We start from the raw sequence: 20,461 nt of genomic DNA on the forward strand, positions 1-20,461 counted from the left end.
TCGCATACTCAAAAGCCCGCTCCGCATCACCGAAGTAAACTATTGCCTGCTGAAGAGTTACCGGCTTTTTCATTTCACGCACCTTCAATCTGTATGTAGAATACTACTTTCAGACTTGTGCGTCAAGGTAGTTATTGCCACTTTTCCTGTGAATCAAATATTAGTCACTTCCAGTCCGGCTGCTGTGATACTTATGGGTTCCTCCCCCAGGAGGAAGCAAATGCAAGCACGACACTTTTCTCTGGCCGCGGTATCTCTTGCGGTCTTTCTCGCAGGTTGCACCCCAGCGGCGCCACCGCCACCGCCACCGGATACGCATGATGCGGACGTCAAGGCCATCAAGGACCTTGAGACCGCATGGGTTCAAGCATTCGCGACGAAAGACGCGGATAAGATAGCGACCGTCTATGCAGACGATGCATCCGTACTCATTACGGACTCACCAATCATCACCGGGATTCCGGCAATCAAGGATGCGCTTAAACCAATGGTTGCAGACAAGAATTTCTCCATCACCTTCGCGTCAGACAAAGTCGAAGTCGCGAAGTCTGGGGATCTTGGTTATAGCCAGGGCACCTACACCATGACTTCGACCGCTCCCAAAGGCAAGAAGGCTGTGACCGAAAAGGGGAAATACGTCACCGTCTTCAAGAAGCAGGGCGACGGCAATTGGAAGGCGGCTGCTGACATCTTCAATGCGGATGCCCCCGCTGCACCGGCGAAATAGCGCAACCTGATCAACTCAAGACGAACAAAAGCAGTGCCCCGGTCATGCTTCATCCTGAAGTGACCGGGGCTCAACTGCAACGTTCGCACGGCGATCGAATCGATCCGCGATTTCCTTGTGCTACCCTCACATCACCGCATGAGACAGCCAGTCTCCGCTGTTCCCAATCAAGCTCAGGCTCCCGCCGATCTCCCCCGCGTTCTCGGCGCCTCCCAGGCCACCGCGATCGTCGTCGGCACCATCATCGGCAGCGGCATCTTCCTCGTCCCCACCGAGATGATGCGCGACACCGGCTCCTCCGCGCTTGTCTATCTCGCCTGGATCGTCGGCGGCCTGCTCTCGCTCTTCGGCGCCATGACCTATGCCGAACTCGGCGCCATGCTTCCATACGCCGGCGGAGAATATGTCTACCTCCGCGGAGCCTACGGCGACACGACGGCCTTTCTCTACATGTGGACGTGGTTTGCCGTCGCCAAGCCCGCATCCATCGCTGCCGTCACCATCGGCCTCGCACGCACCTTGGAATTCTTCCCCGCCTTCCAGTTCCTCACCACGCACGTCTTCGGTCTACCGTTGCTCTGTTCGCAGGTCTTCGCTATCGCCGTCACGTGGTTCATGACCGGACTCAACTATCTTGGCATCAAAAAGGCCGGCGACTTCCAACTCGTCTTCACCATCCTCAAAGGCGTTCTCATTCTGATTGTCGCGGCGCTCTGCTTTGCCTCAGCCAGCGGAAGCTTCAGCAACTTCTCCACGGGCTTGCCCACCGCCACCGGCGGCTTCAGCGGATTCATGCTCGCTCTCATCGCCACCCTCTGGGCATACGACGGATGGAATGACCTCACCATGGTTGCCGGCGAAGTCCGCCGCCCCGAGCGCTCGCTCCCGATTGCCCTCATCGGAGGACTCTTCATCGTCGGCGCGCTCTTCATGGTCACCAACGCCGCGATTCAATACGTGCTGCCCGCCACGCAGATCGCCGCCAGCGAACGTCCCGCCGTCGCCGCACTCTCCATCGTCGCCGGGCCCCGCGGCGCAGGCTTCGTCGCCGCCGCCATGGCCCTCAGCATCTTCGTCGCCCTCAACGGGACAGTCATGTCCGGTGCGCGCATCCCCTTTGCCGCGGCCCGCGACCGCCTCTTCTTCCGGCAGTTCGCGCACATCAACCCGCGTTTCCAGTCCCCCTCCACCTCACTCATCGTCCAGGCGCTGCTCTCCACTGTGTTGCTGCTTTTCCTGTCGCAGTTCCAGCAGCACTTCGAGCTCGCCATCTTCGCCGAGTGGCTCTTCTATATGCTCACCGCGACCACGGTCTTCGTCTATCGCCGCCGACGCCCTGACCTCGTCCGACCCTATCGAGTCTGGGGATATCCAATTCTTCCCGCCATCTTCGTTCTCTGCGCCGCCGGCGTCCTCATCTACAGCTACGCCGGCAACCTCAAGGGATCGCTGCTGGGAACCGCCCTCATCCTCCTCGGCCTCCCCGTCCTGTCGCTCGTCCGAAAAATCAACGGGGTCCCCAGCAACAGGTCATAGTCGCTGGGGTGTTTCTACGGCCCGTCCATCTGACCAGGCATCGCTCCAGGTGTTCCATGCCTCGATTTTTAGACATGGGACTCCACGAATATTGGGTCATTCGAGTATGCTGGGGCAGCGAGCCGACACATTGATTGCTCCGGTGCTCCAGGGAGAGACGCATTGCCGACAACCCGAACCCAGCTATGGCAAAGTCCGAAGTTCGCCATTGAACGCATCGAAGATGAAGAACACGGCGCGCTCATCTTCCGGTTCACGGGAGCCTTCGCTGCAAACGAAATGTACGGCGTCCTCAAACCGCTCGTCGTGGTCAACATCTTTGACTTCGACCCTCGGCCCGGCAAGGAGCTTCCAGGTCTCAACATCTTCGACATCACCGATGTTCCCACCCTCGATTCCTCCGGCCTCGGTCTCATCATCAGCCACTTCATCCGCTGCCGCGCCCGCGGTGTCCGCGTGGTCGCCGTCGGAGTCAGCCCCAACGTTATGCAGCTTTTTAAATTCACACGGACGGATTCCCTCATCCCGACAGCCGCCAGCATCGAGGAAGCGATGTCTGCCCCCCGTTCCTGAGGCGACCGTTCGCTGTGAACCGATCGACACCCCCGACGGCTCTTCATCGACTGCTTGAAACTGCTTTCGCCCGCTCCGTCACGACAATTACAATCCAATTGCGATGTCCATCACACAAACTGAGCTCTGGAAAAACGCCACATTCACCATTGAACGGATTGAAGGCCGCGCTCCGCAGACACTGATCTACAGCATCTCCGGTCCATTCAATGCCCGCGACATGTACGGCTCCATGAAGCAGGTGGCCCTCGGCAACATTTTCGAATTCAAGCCACCCTCCGGAGTGGAGTCGCCAAACCTCCACATCTTCGATCTCTCGAGGGTTCCGCAAATGGACTCCTCCGCCCTCGGAACCATCGTGAGCCACTTCATCAGCTGCCGGAACAAGGGCATCCGCGTTGTCGCCGTCGGACCGAGCCCGAATGTCGTGCAACTCTTCAAGTTCACAAAAGTTGACACCCTGATTCCCACTGCCGCCACCATTGAGGCAGTCCTCGGCGCGTGATTCAGAGGTCCGTCAGAACGATGCTTCGGGACTTCGCTACAGATCCGAACCGCCAATGAATCGCAGGCCGCCGCAATACCTCATCCGCCTCGACGATCTATGTCCGGCCATGCTCCGGGACCCGCGCGAGCGATTCCTGTCGATCCTCGCTCGTCATGGAGTCTCGTCGATTCTCGCTGTCGTCCCAGACAATCAGGATTCCGATCTGAACCGACAGACTCCCGATCCGGAATTCTGGGATCGCATGCGGTCATTGCAGGCTGCGGGCGCCACGATCGCCATGCACGGATACCGTCACGCGTGCGCGAGTCGCGGCACGTCCATTCTCGGTCTGCATGAGAAGACTGAATTCGCGGGCGTCAATCCATCCGTACAGCGGCAATGGATTCGATCCGGACTCGCGATTCTGCGTGGACAGGGGCTCAGGCCCCGCCTGTTTGTCGCTCCCCGTCACGGATTCGATCGCAACACCCTCCGTGCCCTTGCCGCAGAGGGCCTGAACATACTGTCCGACGGATTCGCTCGCCGGCCCTTCACGCAACACCAAATCCTCTGGATACCCCAGCAACTCTGGGAGCCGGTCGCGCAGAAGACCGGGCTCTGGACCATCTGCATTCACACCAACACCGCAACCGCCAGCCTCGAGGAAGGGCTCGGGAGATTCCTCGCGGAGCACGCCAGCCAACTCACCAGTTTCGATCAGGTGATCGCAGGCAAGCCGCCCAGCCGCCTCCGTTGGAGCGAAAAGATCCAGGCAGACCTGGCCAATCTGCGCGCCCGAATCTCAAATGGAAGATCCCGGATAACGAGCCCCTCTTGATCCGGCTGGAGATACACTGCTCTGCCTTATACACGAGGAACACGCTTCAACCGGCCCCATCGCATGATTAGCCGCCCGGTTAACATGCCTTCGTACCAGCCTGGAAGGGCTTCTGGGTTTAAACTTACAAGCAAATGCGCGTTTTCGGCATCGATTGTGGAACCGAGATTACCGGGTTTGGCGTCGTGGACTCGGATGAATCCGGTCCGTTGACTCGAATCGTCTGCAAAACGGCCGGCGCCATCCGTCTTCCCAAAGCAAAGTCTCTCCCCGAAAGGCTCGCCCAGGTCCACCAGGCCCTGTCTGCGGAACTGGAGCGCTGGCAGCCCGATGTGGTTGCTATTGAAGAAGTTTTCTACTCCGTCAACGCCAAGTCGGCGCTCAAACTCGGGCAGGTGCGGGGAGTGGCTTTGCTAGCCGCCGCGCAACGAAACCTGCCTGTGGCAGAGTACGCGCCGCTCAGTATAAAGTCGTCCGTTGTAGGCTATGGACTGGCAAAAAAAGAGCAGGTGCAATTCATGGTCGCCCGGCTCCTGAACCTGCCGGAGCTTCCTGAACCGCCCGACGCAGCCGACGCGCTGGCGATTGCCATCTGCCATTTGCATACCGCCCAGACGCTGGCTCTGCAGGGGGGCAGCCAATGAGGATTCCCTGGCTCCTGGCCGTATCGCTGTTGGTTGCCCTGCCCGTTTGCGGAGAATCGGATCGCGTGGTCCGGGTCGATTTCTCTAACCCCGGGCTCTACCCAGCGCAGTGGACCCTGGTGTTTCATCCGGACGGCAGCGGCCATTTTCACGCAGAAGGCGGTACAAAGCCTAAAGATGAAGAGGAAACGATCGTGCCTGCCAGGGTGGACCGCGACGTGAATCTGAGTGCGGGTTTCGCAAGCCGCATTTTCTCAGAGATGCATGACAGCCGGGTCCTTCAGGGCAAGTGCGAAAGCCATCTGAAAGTCGCATTTCAAGGATTGAAGAAGATCAGCTACAGTGGGCCTGACGGGGAGGGCGGCTGCGAGTTCAACTACTCCACCAACAAGCAGATTCAGGACCTGGGAGAATCGCTGGTTGCCGTCGGTTCAACACTGATCGAGGGCGCGCGGCTGGAGTTGCTGTTGCAACACGATCCTCTGGGCCTGGACAAGGCCATTCAGTACGTCGTTGAAGCCTCAGACGATGGCCGGCTGCAGCAGATTTGTGCAATTCGTGACATCCTTGAGCGCCTGGAAGACGACCCTCATGTGCTCGAAAGGGTAAGGAAACGAGCGCATTTGCTGCTGGAGCATTCAGGAAGCTGAAGCGGCTTTAATTGAGAAATCTGGCGCGACTTTTCGTGTCATTCCGCTGTCTGAATAAGTGCGGGCTCCTCGCGATGTGAACTTCTCATCGGAGGCGAAGGGGAAAGGGTGGGGGCTCAGTGAATCGATTTGGCAAGGTTCAGTTCAAGCTGGCGGCCGGAATTCTGGGGTTGGCTTTGATATTGGCGGCTACGGTCACCTTGCAGGCGCAGCAGCCTGATCCAAATGTGCGCGCTGCACGGTTGAGCTATGTGGAAGGTGACGTTCAACTTTCCCAGGGCAACCAAATTCTTGCGAATGCGGCTCTGGTCAATACTCCTCTCTTTGAAGGGACGGAGATCACAGCCAAAGAGGACGGCAAGGCAGAGATTCAGTTTGATGACGGCAGTGTTGCCCGCATCTCTCCCAACAGTTCGCTGAAGATCGCGGTCCTGCGACAGGACGCCGGCGCAACCAGGGCGGAATTGGTGCTGACGAGTGGGTTGGCATACTTCGAGTTACAGGGGGACTCCTCTGCAAACCACACCCTTGCCCGCTTCGGTGACAGCGCTGTAACCGCCAGCGGATTCACCGTGCTGCGCGTCAGTCTTGATAACCTTCCCGGAGAAGTTTCCGTCTTTGCAGGAAACGCTCACATCGAGCGCGGCAATACCCTTTCGGTCGACCTGCATGGCGGCGAAAGCGTCGCCCTCAACGCCAGCGATCCCAATCTTTACAATCTCGCCGAAACCATCGAACCGGACTCCTGGGATGCCTGGAACGCTGATCGCGATCAGGATTTGAATTCGCAGGAAGCCGCCAAGACCGCGGCGAGCGGAAGCGAACCGAACAGCAACAATCCCGCCTGGGGTGACCTGGATGCCAATGGCAACTGGTATAACGTTCCCGGCCAGGGCTACGTGTGGTCTCCCAATGAGGCAGCTTCAGGAAGTTGGGATCCCTATGGCTGTGGAAACTGGGTATCGACGCCCCAGTTCGGCTATATCTGGGTCTCTTGCGAGCAATGGGGCTATCTGCCCTACACAAGCGGCAACTGGAACTACTACGACGACTTCGGCTGGGGATGGGCTCCCGGATACGGCTATCCCTGGTGGACAACCGGCGGATGGATTGTGAACGTCCACAACCGCCCGCCTCGCTATCAACCGCCACATCGTCCGCATGGAGGGCCGGTTCATCCGCCGAACCAACCTATCAGGCACGGTGGCTTCTATCAGCCCAATCCGGTGATTGCGGTGAATCGAATTCCCAGTTCACCGGCTGCAAATCCGGTGCACGTGGTGGGCAGGCCGATCACGATCGGCGGCACCACGGTTCAGCCGCTCAGGCCACTGTCGCCCCGACCGGTTTATAGTCCGTCGGTGGCTTCGGGATTCAACCGGTCGAACCCTGGAAACGGCCCTGGAAACGGCGGTCCCGGATACAGCGTTCATGGCTACAGCTATTCCGGCTCTGCCTACAGAGGATCCGCGTACGCACCGTCGACAAACTCGCCATCCTCGAACGGCCGTCCCGGCGGTTGGACGGCACCCGTCGCTCCAGGGGGAGGCTATCGCGCACCGATTCCGAACCGGGGATACTCCGGCGCGAGTGCACCAAGCCACGCACCCAGCGGCGGGGGCGGCGCTCGCCCGAGCGGTGGAGGCGGAGGGGGCGGTGCACCACACGTTAGCAGTGGTGGCGGTGGAGGCGGTGGCGGACACGTCAGCAGCAGCAGTGGAGGCGGTGGCCCGCATCACTAGTCTCTGATTACTTATTGCATTGCCGGGACCACTTCGTGTGACGGAGTGGCCCCAGCTTTTTGCAGAGACTTCCACAAACGGACCAGTGCTTCGATGGACTGCGATTCGGCGCGTGCTTTCAAGTCAATTCCCGCACTAGACAGTGCGGCTATGGCTGCGGCGCTTTCGACGCCTGCGGCGCGCAGATTATTGGCCAGCGTCTTGCGCTTCAAGGCAAAAACTTGCCGCATGAACCTGAGAAACTCTTCCCTGTTCACCTCAAGTTCCGCGAAGCGTGGTGCGAATCGCCAGCGGAAAACGGTGGAATGTACTTTCGGCGGCGGCGAAAACGCACTAGGCGGCAGAGTGAACAACGGCTCCGCGGGGCCATGCATCTGCACGGTGACGGATAGCAGCCCGTAGTCGCGCGAACCGGGCGCAGCCGTGACGCGATCTGCTACCTCGCGCTGCACCATCAGCACTGCGCGATCAAGTACAGCTGCGTTTTCCGCGATCTTGAGCAAGATCGGAGACGTGATGTAGTAGGGCAGATTGCCGGCGACGATGATCCGGCTCCCCGCTGCAATCGAAGCGGCGGCGAAATCGAATGCGAGGACATCGACTGTTTCAATCTCGACATTGGATCCGGTAGCAGTGTGTCCCCCGGCGCTAGCGGTGAACTCTGTCGACAGGCTGGCGGCAAGCTCCGGATCAACTTCGAGCGCCAGCACCTTTCCGGCTTTCGCAGAGAGCTCGCGGGTAATTGCGCCCATTCCCGGGCCGATCTCAATGACGGTGCGGCCGGCGCAATCGCCCAGAGCCGCGACGATGCGGCGAATAGCCTGCGGATCACGCAGAAAATTTTGCCCGAGCCTGGGTTTGGGCGGCACGACTCGATGGTAGCTGATGACTGAAATGCAGTGGTCAGTGGATCAGTGGATCAGTGGGTCACGGGCCACGGGCCAGTTATCAGTCTTGAGGCATTTGGGGCCTTTTACCTGGAGCCCACCGGTTCTGCGTAAGGAGGTGCAGCCGGAGTTGCTGGGGTCTACCCCTCCCCCCCCATACTCTGTAAGGAGAATCATGATTCCAAAAGACTTATGGGGACAATTATCCTGTTGACACAGAAACGGAATTCAGGCATACTGTCTTCAGTGAGGGCAAGTTGATGAATCTTCTGGATATTAGCCGTGAGTTCACCACTGACGAACAATGCTTGGCATTCCTTGAGAACCAGAAATGGCCGACCGGCGTTGTCCGCTGCCCTACTTGTGGCAATAACAAGATCAGTCGCGTGGTTCGGAAGACATCGGCAACTACCAAGAATAAACGGGCGCAACTCTATCAATGCCTAGAGAAGACTTGTAAGCAGCAGTTCTCTGCTACCAGTGGAACCATCTTCCACGACTCTCACCTTCCGATCCTCACTTGGTTCATGGCCGTTTCCCTCGTCATGGATGCAAAGAAGGGCATGAGTGCGCTGCAGATTCAGAAGCATCTGGGAATCGGTTCCTACCAAACCGCATGGCATATGGTTCACCGCATTCGCGAGGCTATGGCAGAACAAAACCCTAAGCCGATGACGGGCATTGTTGAAATGGATGAGACCTACCTTGGTGGTCGGTCCAAGCGCCGTCATCGTGCGAAGCCAAGGGCACCTAAAGACATGATTGTGGCCATGCGTGAACGCAGCGACAAACGGTCTGAAGGTAGAGTTCGTTACTTCCACGTTCCGAACGGCAAAGTTGAAACCATCAGCGCACTCGTCAAGAAGAACATTGACCCGTACATTAACCGCATCTACACCGATCAGGCAGCAGTCTATGACTTCGCACTCAATCGGGAACTCAGCAAGAAGCACCGCACCGTGAATCACTCTATTGAATGGGTTGTTCCCGGTTCCAGGATTCACACGAACACAGTAGAGTCTTCGTTCTCGCTACTCAAGCGCGGTCTGATTGGTAGCTTTCACCGCGTCTCTACCAAGCATCTGCAACGCTACCTGAATGAGTTTGAGTATCGGTTCAATGAACGGCACTCGACGCAGAAGTTCTCCATCGCTGTGAACCGCATGTGCCAAACGAAGCCGCTACCCTACAAGACTCTTACTTCGGATTCCGATCCTTTGTTCTAGGGACGGACACAGGGGGAATGATCTTCCCCTGTTTCTTCTTTGTTCCTAGTTTGGAATCGGCGCGAGTCTTCGGCGGCATCTTGAGCAGATTGCCGATGATTCGCTCGAACTCTTCTTTATTTACTGGAACGGGTTTTTCAAATTCTTTGGATGTTTTGGAGGTCATGCTGGTACCTCCGTCATCTGGAACGGACCGTGCGTTGTCTTCGGTCCTACCTTGTATGTTTCCTCTTTTGTCTTTGTATATCCCTTAGCTATTAAAGTTACCCGTACAGAAAAATATGGTAATTCTTGCTTCAGTCGGGGATCAGTGTTCCACACAATAGACTCATTGATTCCAGCAAGCGCCATCTCTTGCTCTTCTAGCCCTGCCATTGAAGCAATCGATGCAATTTTAAGAAGGCGACTTTTGTTACACTCAATTCGTATTTCTCCAGCAACCGTCTCGGGCTGCGGATCATAGAAATCAACGGTCGCGTTTTCATTTTTCCATTGGCCGATGAATGGCCAAGTCTTGTATTTTTTCCCGGTGCTTAATCCAACGATCTCTAATTTTGCAGACACGTTGACGGTGTCGCCGTGATTCTTAACTTCCAGATAAACCGCGTCATCATTGTCACAATGCGATGTCAATTCCAGACTCAGTAATTTCTCTTTGTCCTCCTGCCGAACAATGAGATGATCCTGCACCTTGTTGTCACTGGCGCTTGGAATATATCCAATGTACACATCCCCATGAGCAACGATTTGATGACCGCTATTGTCGCCACCCACATTGACACTATTTATTGCCAGCCGCGTATTAGGTAGCTTGTCTGGAATAAACCACGGGGCAACCATCATCACAATCCCAATCACCACAAATGCAGCAACCCAGTAAGGGTGTGGCTTGATTAGTTCGGGCCACACAGAAGGAACAGTACCGAGAGCAATACTCGTAACCATCACTCCTGCACCGCCGAACTGAACTCTCCCCCACTTGGCCATGTCCCAAATGGTCTCAGACCTTGGACGATACATGCAACTTTTTGAGACTGTGGCTGTGCTAGAGTTTCCCCATCCCCTTGGAGAACAAAGAAGGCATGCCAGATGACCCCGCCAGCAAGCCCGTAGAGCAACAGCCCGTAGAACACGGTAAGCAAGTCGATGCGCCCCACACGAGCCTTTCGCCAAATACTCCAAACACTCAACAAACAAAGTCCGTATCCGATCAAACCGTGCAGAGCCAAATAGGCGATATTCGAGATCGGATTAAGCGCGGCGAATTGTGGATGATCATTCTTACGGCTGTAATTGCATTCTTCGCTCTGTGTTCCATTGTTGTCGGAATTCTTCAGTGGAATGCGATGAAAGGCCAACTGAAGGAAATGCACGATGGGGGAGTTGACACTCACAGTCTCGCCGTGTCCGCTGGGACCCAAGCTACTGCGACCCAGACCCTCGCTGATCGAATGAAAGACCAAGCCGGATCGACTAAACAAATGGCTGGTGACAACCACAATTTGCTTGAGGGAACACAAGCCGCATTCATGACCTTCAGGGTACGCACAGAGATTCCATCCCACACTGTTCAGTTCGATGGAGGGAATAACGGAAACGCAGAGGCGCGGGATGTCCACGCGTATGAGGTGATCACTATTAGGAATTGGCCCAGCAAGAGCATCCGCTTGGGACCATTTAATCGCCCTCTCGGTAGTAAGCGAGTAGGAAAAGAGGGAGGGATGGTGGGGATGGGTGGGACTGGCTACTTTCATGATGATTATGTAATCCCAAACATCACGCCAGAGATTGCCGACGACCTTGCTGACGGGAAAGCCTACATCGCGGTTCAATGGCAAGCTAACTATCAGGACGGATTCGGAACGAGGGTTTACTGGCCCATAAAAGAGGTCTGTCAGGCTTCGATTGAAGTGGGAAAGGTCAAGTGTCAAACTGCCCCGAACAGTTTCATGGACAACACTTACATTGGGGACGGACCCTGTGCCAGCATTGATTCCTTGAGGCGAAGTCGAGAGCAAGATATGAGCGATGCTCAAAAAACCTGCAAGACAAAGTAGAAGACAGTGAAGTCTCTTAAAGAGCCTATTCACTGGCAGCCAACTTGCTGACTTCTGTGTGAACAGGATAGTTGTCCTTATGGGCGAGTCTCCTCCGCAAATCCTGACACAGAAAGACTTAGTCGCAGAATCTTCTCCGCATTGGACTTACGGGGCTTCCCTCCGCTGCCCTCACAGTTTCACGGTTTCTCAATTTCGCGAAGGAAGTACTTGAAGAACTAACTTGCTTTGAGCATGAGGGTTGAGTCATTTTCGCACCTGGTTTTTCTGGCGCTTTATTGGCGTTTTTTGGCACATTTTGGCACGCTATCTGCTGGTTAAGAGTCTTCAACCTGTGAAACTGTGAAGAACACGCTATTCGAGAAAAGTGGCCGAGGCCGCCTGCATCGTTTCCGCGCAGGCTAACCGGCGAAATAACCTGCAGAAATGGACAATCTTTTGGCGCCCGGTTTGAATAATGTCAGGTCCTGAAAGAAACGAAACCGAAGCCCCCTTTTGAGGCCTCCGGCCAGGTAAAGGTATTCGCCACATGTTCAAAGCATAGCGGAATGCGAGAAATAACCTGCAAACTTCAGAGATTTCTTTAGAGCGTGGATTCAGAGACTTAAGGTGCACGAGGTGGTGGGGAGGCTTGACAAGTTCGGCCATTCGACACGAATTCGCGGCCATCGTCTTCGCAGGACGGAAGCGAGATCTGAATGGGAAGATGCCCGCGCCTTCACGAGCAGCATCCTCACCCATTGTCGATGATCGGCGACTTACTCTGACTTTTCGAGCAACAGCTTGCACCACGCCTCGCTAAGCCATTGCTCGAGAGCCTCAGGCTTCCATCCGCGCTGTTCCACCAGCAGCAGGTAATATTCGGGCGAGTTCATACTCCATAGAATATCGGCGGCCATTTCGACCGAGAGGCCGCGCCTCAGTTGTCCGGTAGCAGCAAGTTCCTGTGCCAGCAGCTTCATATTCTTCGCGCGGCGCTCTGCAATGCCTTTCCACATTTCACCAAGCGCAGAATCAAGCGGAGCGGCTTCTTGCAGCACTCGAAACAAGGGCGCAAGTCGCTCCTGGATCCTTCGCAGTGCAGCGGCATAGATGGCCAGCTTACGGGGCGCCGAGGGTTCGGCACGAATAGCACGTACATAGTCGCGCTCCGCCCCTGGGATCGCAACATCCGCTCCCGAAATCGCAGTCTCCACGAGCAGTGCAAACAGAGCAGGCTTCTTGCCCACCGACGCATACACTGTGTCGAGCGCGATGCCTGCCGACTGAGCAATGGCAGGCATGGTCGTACCCGCGTATCCCCTTTCCAAAAAAATGCCTTTCGCCGCACCAAGGATGGCCTGCCGCGTAGCCTCTGCCCCTTCACGTCTAGAGGTGGAATCGTAGGTCCGCTTCATGGCAGTTTTCCGGGGCATAGATTGGGCTCGACTTTTAATCCGAATAGTATTAGGATCAATTTACAACATCGGCTCGGGTGCCTACCAGCACACCGCTTAGATGTGGCGCCACGCTCACAGCTTTCGAACTCAGGCCTTTCGTCCTCTTGAAAGGAGATTTGTATGCTTTCCCTCGTCGTCGATTCAGTGAATCTGCTCTTTTCCGCTCTGCTTGTTGGAGCCATGTTTTGTGTCTGGTTGGTTTTCAACCCTTCGCAGCTCGATGCCTCCCACTACATCATCCTGCAACAGCAGGGTATACGCACGCTTCATCCCACCATGCCGGGACTGGGCGCTCTCACAATATTGTTAACCTTCGCCTCCGCGGTGCTCGCGCGCGAAAGCAAGATGCGCATGTCGCTGCTGATAGGCACTGCGATTCTCTTTATTATTTCAGGCCTCATCACGCGCTTCGCAAACATGCCCATCAACGCCATCGTTCGGGGCTGGAACAGTGCGGCCCCGCCTGACCATTGGACGGCGTTGCGCGATGCGTGGTGGCGCTGGCACTGCTGGCGTTTGTGCTCCGCTCTGGGGGGCCTGGTTCTGCTTATCATCGCTACTCTGATGCGGCGGCCGTCTACTATCCAAAGCGTCGCGATCTCAGTCTGCCGCCCGCCAGGTGACGTGCTGATGCGGACAATCAGCCTACTGCTTTAAGCAGGCAACACAACGATGCGCCCCGGGAAGTGACTTGCCGGGGCGCATCTTCATTTTTGAGCCTTGTCTCCTCACTCTGAGTGAGGATTGAGAGGTCCGGCATGCAAAGCATTCGCACCGCGCAATGCCGGATGCGGTTGATTTCTTCAAACGCACGGAATCCGGTACCCGTCCCCGTGAGCTTTCATCGTTGCAACGCCACCGACTCCCGCTTCGGCCAACGAACCGGCTGCTCCGCTGGGTCGAAATCCAAGCGATTGCCGGAAGGCCCTGATGGTGCGGATCAGTCGTGGATCGCCCAGCGTCTTGTTGGCTGCATATGCAAATGTGGTGCGGGCGTCCATGTCAGCAAGGGGCTGGCCGAGTATTCGGTCTTTTGGCAAATCCGATGAGTGATGCCGCTATTCTTCGTTTCGGATCACGGCGAGGTGGAAATTGCGGCGATGCGTGAAGCCGAGTTTCTGATAAAGGCGGACGGCGGGATTGTCGTCGAAGGCATGCAGGAATGACGTCCGGCCTTCAGTGGCGATGTCGCGCATCACTTCGCGCATCACCACACCGGCGTAGCCTCTTCCACGCGCGTCGGGATGCGTACAGACCGCACTGACTTCCACAAATCCGGGCACGCGCATACGCTGGCCTGCCATCGCGAGCAATCGATCGCCCGCAAAGATGCCGTAGAAGTTTCCGAGTTCGAACGTTCTCTCGCGAAAGGGACCAGGCTCAGTCAGCTTCGCCAGTTCCATCATTGCCGGTACGTCTGTGAAGCCAAGCCTGCGCAAGATTACGCCGTCGGCAAGCGCGCCTGCAGCGTCGAGATTCGGCTTGCGGCAAATCATCTGTGTCAGGATTCCGCCGCGAAACAGGCTCCAGCCAGTGGGCAGCATCGGTGGATCGTGCAGGAAAAGCCCTATCAAGCCGCCGGGCTCTGCGAGCAGCCGGAGAGATTCGTAACTTGCCAGGGACTGATCTGGCGCGCCGGCGAGCGGGCCGATGGGCGCCGGGTAGCGCCGCGCCAACCCTTGGCTCATTGCCAGCGAACTGTGGCCTGTGTGGAGCGCGTTGAAAATGGGATTGTCGAGAAGCGCCTCTCCCGCGTCCGTAGGAAGAACTTGTGTCTCGTCGGCAACATCAGAGTCAGCAGGTGGATTGCGCATGAGTGAGAGATGATGCTGCGGCGCGGTGCGATGCGAATCCTCGGAACGAATCAGAGCGTCAAAGTGAAGCGTGTAAACTTGGCGGTTGGCTGCTCGCCATGAACGCCGGTCGGGGCACTCGTCGATTGGGCGTTGCCGGGACCGCAAGGAGAAGAACGATGCAGATAGTTTTTGCCGCGTCAGAGGCTGTGCCATTTGCGAAATCTGGCGGACTGGCTGACGTGGTGGGTGCACTCCCCAGGGAAATCCTCAAGCTGGGCCACGAAGTTACGGTCTATCTTCCTCTTTATGCAGCAGTTCGCTCTCACCTCACTGGCGAGCTAAACTACCGGGTTCGTTCGATTACGATTCCTTTTCCACATGGCAACCGTTTCGTGGGAATCGTGGACGGCGGAGAGCATGATGGGGTGAAGTTCTACTTTGTAGATTGCCCGGAGATGTTTGACCGTCAAGGACTTTATGGAAACAACGGCGACAGCTATGGCGATAACGCTGAGCGTTTCGGGCTGTTCTGCCGGGCCGTACTCGAAGCGACAAAAGTGATCGGAGTGCCCGACGTTTTTCACGTGCACGACTGGCAGACGGCGCTGATTCCGGTTCTGCTTCGAACGATATATGGCGCCGACCCCGTATTCAAAAACTGCGCTACAGTTCTCACCATTCACAACGCGGGATATCAGGGCTGGTTTCCGCCGTCGACGACGGAACAGCTACTGTTGCCGTGGGAGATTTTCACCTACGACAAGCTGGAACACTTCAACACGTTCAACTTTCTCAAGGGCGGAATCGTGTACGCCGACGCGCTCACCACAGTGAGCCCCAAATATGCCGAAGAGATTCAGACGCCGGAATTCGGCAACGGTCTCGACGGAGCTTTTCGCCAGCGAAGGGCCGACCTGCGAGGAATCCTGAATGGCGTTGACTATACAGAGTGGAATCCGGCGACGGACGGCAACCTCGCGGCCCATTACACGCCCGCCGATCTCTCAGGCAAACGCGACTGCCGCAAGGACCTGCTGCACGCCTTCGGGCTGGAGGCGCCGGACACGACTCCGGTGATTGGAATCTGCTCGCGGTTTGCCTCGCAAAAGGGTTTCGATTTGCTCGAGCAGATTGCGGGCCGGCTTGCGGAGCGCGATGTTGCGGTTGTCGCGCTGGGAACGGGCGAGCCTTACTACGAAAAATTCTTTCGCGACTTCGCCTTTGCTAACGCGGGACGGTTCGCTGTGCAGATTCGCTATGACGATGCGTTGGCTCACAAGGTGGAGGCCGGGTCTGATGTATTCCTCATGCCTAGCCGCTTCGAGCCCTGCGGGCTGAACCAGATTTATTCGCTCAAGTACGGAACCGTGCCCGTGGTGCGCGCGACAGGCGGCCTCGACGACACGGTGGAAGAGTGGAATGCCGGCCTCAACACCGGCACCGGCTTCAAATTCGAGGCCTATCAGGCGCAGACGCTCCTGGATGCCATCGATCATGCACTCGTCGCGTTCTACGACAAGAAGCAGTGGTCGAGACTGATGCAGAATGGCATGGCGCAGAACTTCAGCTGGGACAAGCCTGCGCGTGAGTACGTCGCCGTATACGAGGAAGCCGCGCGGAAGAGAGCCTGAGACTGGCCTGCGATTCGAATTGTACGTGTCTGAAACTTGATCGGACGTGCGGTTATGCGCCCTGTCCCAGCACCTTGGGCACATCGATGCCGAGAGCTGTAGCCAGATCGTGCTGGTGTTCCTGCTCCTGCATGATGATCGAGCGCAGTTGCTCAGAGAGCGCGTAGTGGCCCAGCGCCTCGGCCTGCTTCACGCGTTCACGATAGTTCTTGATCGTCACGGTCTCGTTGTCGAGATCGAAGCGCAGCATCTCTTCCGGCTTCTCAGATAACTTGACCTCTTTGGGCGTCGCCGTCGGCATTCCACCCAGGTAATCGATTTGATCGGCGATGATGAGCGCGTGCTGCAGCTCTTCGGCTGCGTGCAACTTCAACTCGCTCGCGATATTCATCCACTGGGCGCCTTTCAGCACGTTGCTGTAGACGGTATAGGCAATAATCGCCTGGTATTCGCGCGAGAGATCCTCGTTCAATGCGTTGATCAGCTCCTTGACGGCCTTATCGCTCTTGGGATTCGAATTTTGCCTCTGGGTTTTCGTTTCGGGCATGAAACTTCCTTCTCTGTCGAGTTTGCAGTTGGAGGCTGCGCAGACACCTCGTGAGATGCCTGAAGGACGGCGGATGTTGGTTGCCTCACAATCTTCCGGAAACCAACTTGGTTGGTAAATCTCGCATCGAAATTTTCTGAACTGTGAACGGAGCACGAACTTATGATCCGGAAAGCGCTGACGGCGCTGCTTTGCGCCAGCCCCTTGTTTTGCGTTTCCCAATCTGTTTCAGACTGCCACGGAACTTTGGGAACTGGTGAACACCGCCGGCGAAGCGCACAACTTCCACATGCACCAGACAAAATTCCTCGTCTTGCCGAAAGGCGCGTCGGTCGGCGATGGCGGAGCCATGATGGACAACGTGCCGCTGCCGAGCGGAAGCGCATCGTGTGATGGTTCGGTGATGAAGTGGCGCGACGGCACCTGTAAGGTGACACCGGTGCTGGTGTCGATTCCCTTCTCCGAGATCGGCGACTTCGTCTATCACTGCCATATCGGGGAGCACCAAGACGGTGGCATGATGGCGCACATTCGGGTGATCGCAAATCCGTAACGCGCAAACGATTCGGAAAATGTCTTCTCCAAACGCAACAACGGCCCGGGATAGCTCCCAGGCCGTTGCCGGTGATCTGTTGGGATTGGACTAAGGCCATCGCGCTGCCGCGAGTGCCAGTGACCCGGCTGGCAAATTCTGAACCGCCGGGGCAAATCTGGGGTCATGGGCGCGATGCCCTAGGCCTCAGTCACCTCACGTACGAAACTACTGGAACATTCATTTTGCATAGGCTGGATCATCCTCCTTTCCCGTGTACTTCCAACTTAAGCCGCAACCGAATTCACGTCAAGTCGCAACAACCGCCTCATGTGGGAGCATGATTCAACTCGAATATCCGAGTTGGAACGGGTTCCCACCCTGCGTCGCAACCAGGTACCAGCCTGTGGCTCCAATATGCTTCGACGTCCCATAGGTGTACCCGAAGCCCGTATCCAGGAGACTCGTCGCGGCAATCAGTCCGCTGCCCAATGCAATCGGAATTCCATTTACTGTCTGGTTTGCCCCCAGCTCAGCCTGCGCTGTGTCGCAGGTGTTCACAAGTCTGAGCGCCGCCTGCCAGTCCATCACGCGCGCCTTTCCCACCTCGGATTGCGTGCGCGCAATCAGGGCAGCAACTGTGTGCGCCGTCCCTTCAAGCCAGACGGCATTGAGATCCGCGAATCCGGTGTTCAGGCTCGCCGTGTCAAACGTCATTCCGGTAAAGGTCTCGCTGCCGGTCAAGCTCGATTGCGGCGACGAGGCCGAATCCGTGGGCTGCAGATTCTTGAGCGCCCAATCGATCGATGCCGCATAGTGGCTGTTCAGCATCGCAAGGTACGACCAGGTCTGGCAGTCTTCCGGAATCGGATAGAAATTGATTGCCGACGAATCCGCACCCGCTGTCCCGGTCCAGAAGAATGGACCTGACGGATTCCACATCGCGATTACAAAGCCAAGCGCATGCGCCGCGAGCGCAGACCACGTCATTCCATTTGTTGCCGATCCGTGATCCGTCAACGCGTCGAGCATCGTGAAGAATGCATACGTGTCGATGTTGTGCTCCGTCGACTTACCATTCCCGGACGGTACCGACTGGTTGAACTGGTTAATGTTCGTCCCGAATGAATATCCCCCGGGTGCCAGCGTACTGTACGTGTTGTTCACGATCCAGTTGCCGACGTTGAGCGCTGCGGTGAGATAAGCCGCATGTCGCGTGCGCTTGAATAGCTGCGCCAGCGCCATACCTGCCCAGGCCTGATCCCCCACGGCGCTGGTATAGAAGAAGAACGGAAACGCCGCCGGCGTCACAAAGACACCGTCGCTCGATGGCGCATTCACAAAGTAGGCCTGGGCGAACCGCCCGTCATTGAACGGGAAATTGTTGGCCTGCGCATAGATCAATCCCTGCCCAAGAATCTCAGCGCGCGCCTGCGAATCGGCAGACCCGTGCAACAGGTAGGCGTGGATCGAAACCGCATTGTCGTAAGTGAACGCTGTCGACTCCAGGCCTGACTGGTCAGCATAGCTCTGAATCAACCGCACCGTCTTGCCGGTAGCGTAAGCATCCATCATCTGGTTCTGGAATTCAATCGCAGCGTGAATCGCCCGCTGATACGCATTGGCATTCAGCGATTCCGGCGTCGGAATCGACGCTGACGCGTACGCTGACTGCAACAGGCTCGCCGGGGCAACACTGGCCGCTGCCGCGCCGAGCGAACAGGAAAAGAACTTTCGTCTGGAAAGGGTGCTCATTCTGGTCCTCCGGGGAAGAGTGATTTCGTACCCGAAGGAAATTAATCGCCAAAACCAACACTCGTCAACAGATGGCTGTATCTAAAAACGCATGGAATAATTCGATGTGTGCGAAGCCACCTTTTCTGCAATCCGGGCTTCTAAATCCGTTCTTCAAGCACACGTTCACACTGTTCGACCTGCGATCACAGTTTGCACGGGCGCATTCCTCACATCGCCACTCGCTCTTTGGCTGCGGGCTTGGACGCGAGCAAACGCCGCCTCATCGCCTTGTCACATGGAACTGATAAGAATTTCGCCACGGCCCACCCCAGGACCCAGCACGCTGCAATCGTCGGCGCGTACCAGAGAATACCCCATCGCATGCTCGCGCCGGCGGCCGAGAAAATGTTCAACATGGCGATCACCACGAACATGTGGGTCAGATAAATCTCATAGCTCAGCCGCCCATACGCACAGAGCCAACCGAAGCCGATCAATCTTGCTGGAGAGCCCAGTACCGCGCTCCAGTGAAATGCCAGCACCATGCATAACGCTGAGAATGTCAGCAGCAGAATGGTGCCGTTGCGGAAGAGGATCGACAACTGATCTTCAAATCCCAACACCCCAACCAGGCCGCATACGCCAACCGCGTAGAAGGGCCATATCGCCTTGGGTCCTTTCGGCCGGAGATTTTTCGCTACCAACGCTCCCAGCACGCCCATCGCAATCGCAGCCATGCCCGGCAGATATGCCTTCTCTTTCCAGATGGGGTTGCCCACGATTGCTGCCAGCGAAAACGGCAACGACAAGGCGAGAAGCGCCATGGCCGGAGCCAGCAGCCACGTCCTGCGCAGCAGAATACACATCAGGGGGAAACCAAGGTAGAAGACTTCTTCAATCGACAAGGACCAGAGAACATCCCAATTCGCAGGCAGATAACCGGTGTGCGCCTCATACCAGTTCAGATAAAGTCCGAATGCAGAGCCCGCGGCGCCGTGCAGCGACTGCCCCTGCCGATGAATCACGAAATCGTGCACACCCAGCAGATGCAGAGCCGAGAGAACGCCTACCAACATCACCAGGCAGGGCAAAATCCGCGCTGCGCGCCGCACGTAGAACCCCCGCAAGTTGATTGCTCCCGGGCTGCCCCAGCGCGCTAGCGCGTTCGACGTGATCAGAAATCCCGAGATGACGAAGAAGATGTAGACCGCTTCGGACCCGTTGAACGTCAGGTCGTTTAAAAATTCGCGCGGCAGATGCGCGCCGAGAACGCCCTCCGTCAGGCGGAGACGAAGCCCAATATGATTCAGCAAGACCAGAACGATCGAGAGCCCGCGTAGAAAATCAATTCCGGCATTGCGCGCGAGAGCGCTGGCCTGGGTTGCATTGGGTTGTGGCAAACAGGACTCCGG

21 protein-coding genes are annotated in these 20,461 nt (G+C 56.9%); 13 read left to right on the forward strand and 8 right to left on the reverse strand.

Annotated elements, in window-relative coordinates; translation table 11 throughout:
- Positions 1-220: 220 nt before the first annotated feature.
- From VK574_RS20920 to VK574_RS20955, 8 genes are all read left to right on the forward strand, one after another.
- Complete coding sequence (locus VK574_RS20920; RefSeq protein ID WP_472801825.1) at positions 221-727, forward strand: YybH family protein; 507 nt, start codon at positions 221-223, stop codon at positions 725-727.
- Positions 728-865: 138 nt separating this feature from the next.
- A complete protein-coding gene (locus VK574_RS20925; protein ID WP_472801826.1) occupies positions 866-2,263 on the forward strand; it encodes an APC family permease in 1,398 nt (465 codons plus the stop codon).
- Between the two features lie 162 nt (positions 2,264-2,425).
- Positions 2,426-2,836 (forward strand): STAS domain-containing protein, encoded by a 411-nt coding sequence (locus tag VK574_RS20930; protein ID WP_472801827.1) that lies wholly within the window; start codon positions 2,426-2,428, stop codon positions 2,834-2,836.
- Positions 2,837-2,939: 103 nt separating this feature from the next.
- On the forward strand, positions 2,940-3,341 hold the full coding sequence (locus VK574_RS20935; protein ID WP_472801828.1) for an STAS domain-containing protein: 402 nt from the start codon (positions 2,940-2,942) through the stop codon (positions 3,339-3,341).
- Between the two features lie 55 nt (positions 3,342-3,396).
- The gene (locus tag VK574_RS20940; protein ID WP_472801829.1) at positions 3,397-4,161 is read left to right on the forward strand and encodes a DUF2334 domain-containing protein; all 765 of its coding nucleotides are present in this window, start codon (positions 3,397-3,399) and stop codon (positions 4,159-4,161) included.
- A gap of 134 nt (positions 4,162-4,295) precedes the next feature.
- Positions 4,296-4,805: a crossover junction endodeoxyribonuclease RuvC gene (gene ruvC, locus VK574_RS20945; protein ID WP_472801830.1), complete on the forward strand. Its 510-nt coding sequence runs from the start codon at positions 4,296-4,298 to the stop codon at positions 4,803-4,805.
- Entirely contained in the window at positions 4,802-5,455 is a 654-nt protein-coding gene (locus VK574_RS20950) for a hypothetical protein (protein ID WP_472801831.1), read from the forward strand. Before ruvC ends, VK574_RS20950 begins: the two co-directional genes overlap by 4 nt.
- A 119-nt stretch (positions 5,456-5,574) precedes the next feature.
- The gene (locus tag VK574_RS20955) at positions 5,575-7,197 is read left to right on the forward strand and encodes a DUF6600 domain-containing protein (protein ID WP_472801832.1); all 1,623 of its coding nucleotides are present in this window, start codon (positions 5,575-5,577) and stop codon (positions 7,195-7,197) included.
- Positions 7,198-7,208: 11 nt separating this feature from the next.
- Here VK574_RS20955 and rsmA read toward each other — a convergent pair whose 3' ends face one another.
- Positions 7,209-8,066, reverse strand: a complete 858-nt coding sequence (gene rsmA, locus VK574_RS20960; protein WP_472801833.1) for a 16S rRNA (adenine(1518)-N(6)/adenine(1519)-N(6))-dimethyltransferase RsmA — start codon at positions 8,064-8,066, stop codon at positions 7,209-7,211.
- A gap of 278 nt (positions 8,067-8,344) precedes the next feature.
- Between rsmA and VK574_RS20965 the strand changes: the two genes are divergently transcribed.
- The gene (locus VK574_RS20965; protein ID WP_472801834.1) at positions 8,345-9,310 is read left to right on the forward strand and encodes an IS1595 family transposase; all 966 of its coding nucleotides are present in this window, start codon (positions 8,345-8,347) and stop codon (positions 9,308-9,310) included.
- A 162-nt stretch (positions 9,311-9,472) separates the two neighbouring features.
- Here the strand turns inward: VK574_RS20965 and VK574_RS20970 are convergent, their stop codons facing one another.
- Positions 9,473-10,297: a hypothetical protein gene (locus VK574_RS20970; RefSeq protein WP_472801835.1), complete on the reverse strand. Its 825-nt coding sequence runs from the start codon at positions 10,295-10,297 to the stop codon at positions 9,473-9,475.
- A gap of 95 nt (positions 10,298-10,392) precedes the next feature.
- Between VK574_RS20970 and VK574_RS20975 the strand changes: the two genes are divergently transcribed.
- Entirely contained in the window at positions 10,393-11,367 is a 975-nt protein-coding gene (locus VK574_RS20975; protein WP_472801836.1) for a hypothetical protein, read from the forward strand.
- A 758-nt stretch (positions 11,368-12,125) separates the two neighbouring features.
- On the opposite strand, the gene VK574_RS20980 is transcribed toward VK574_RS20975, so the two are convergent.
- Positions 12,126-12,764, reverse strand: a complete 639-nt coding sequence (locus VK574_RS20980; protein WP_472801837.1) for a TetR/AcrR family transcriptional regulator — start codon at positions 12,762-12,764, stop codon at positions 12,126-12,128.
- Between the two features lie 162 nt (positions 12,765-12,926).
- On the opposite strand from VK574_RS20980, the gene VK574_RS20985 reads away from it, so the two are divergent.
- Entirely contained in the window at positions 12,927-13,463 is a 537-nt protein-coding gene (locus tag VK574_RS20985; RefSeq protein ID WP_472801838.1) for an anthrone oxygenase family protein, read from the forward strand.
- Positions 13,464-13,609: 146 nt separating this feature from the next.
- Here VK574_RS20985 and VK574_RS20990 read toward each other — a convergent pair whose 3' ends face one another.
- Complete coding sequence (locus tag VK574_RS20990; RefSeq protein ID WP_472801839.1) at positions 13,610-13,807, reverse strand: hypothetical protein; 198 nt, start codon at positions 13,805-13,807, stop codon at positions 13,610-13,612.
- A 57-nt stretch (positions 13,808-13,864) separates the two neighbouring features.
- Positions 13,865-14,620: a GNAT family N-acetyltransferase gene (locus VK574_RS20995; protein ID WP_472801840.1), complete on the reverse strand. Its 756-nt coding sequence runs from the start codon at positions 14,618-14,620 to the stop codon at positions 13,865-13,867.
- Positions 14,621-14,778: 158 nt separating this feature from the next.
- Between VK574_RS20995 and glgA the strand changes: the two genes are divergently transcribed.
- Positions 14,779-16,233: a glycogen synthase GlgA gene (glgA, locus tag VK574_RS21000; RefSeq protein ID WP_472801841.1), complete on the forward strand. Its 1,455-nt coding sequence runs from the start codon at positions 14,779-14,781 to the stop codon at positions 16,231-16,233.
- Positions 16,234-16,285: 52 nt separating this feature from the next.
- Here the strand turns inward: glgA and VK574_RS21005 are convergent, their stop codons facing one another.
- On the reverse strand, positions 16,286-16,780 hold the full coding sequence (locus VK574_RS21005; protein ID WP_472801842.1) for a ferritin-like domain-containing protein: 495 nt from the start codon (positions 16,778-16,780) through the stop codon (positions 16,286-16,288).
- 223 nt (positions 16,781-17,003) lie between these two features.
- Here VK574_RS21005 and VK574_RS21010 point away from each other — a divergent pair, with 223 nt between their 5' ends.
- Positions 17,004-17,333, forward strand: a complete 330-nt coding sequence (locus VK574_RS21010) for a multicopper oxidase domain-containing protein (RefSeq protein ID WP_472801853.1) — start codon at positions 17,004-17,006, stop codon at positions 17,331-17,333.
- A gap of 324 nt (positions 17,334-17,657) precedes the next feature.
- Here VK574_RS21010 and VK574_RS21015 read toward each other — a convergent pair whose 3' ends face one another.
- Both VK574_RS21015 and VK574_RS21020 read right to left on the reverse strand, forming a co-directional pair.
- The gene (locus tag VK574_RS21015) at positions 17,658-19,067 is read right to left on the reverse strand and encodes a hypothetical protein (protein WP_472801843.1); all 1,410 of its coding nucleotides are present in this window, start codon (positions 19,065-19,067) and stop codon (positions 17,658-17,660) included.
- A 209-nt stretch (positions 19,068-19,276) separates the two neighbouring features.
- Positions 19,277-20,449, reverse strand: coding sequence for an acyltransferase family protein (locus VK574_RS21020; protein WP_472801844.1), 1,173 nt, complete (start codon positions 20,447-20,449; stop codon positions 19,277-19,279).
- Between the last annotated feature and the right edge of the window lie 12 nt (positions 20,450-20,461).

The sequence above is a fragment of the Occallatibacter sp. genome, assembly GCF_035317045.1.
GTDB lineage: Bacteria > Acidobacteriota > Terriglobia > Terriglobales > Acidobacteriaceae > Telmatobacter.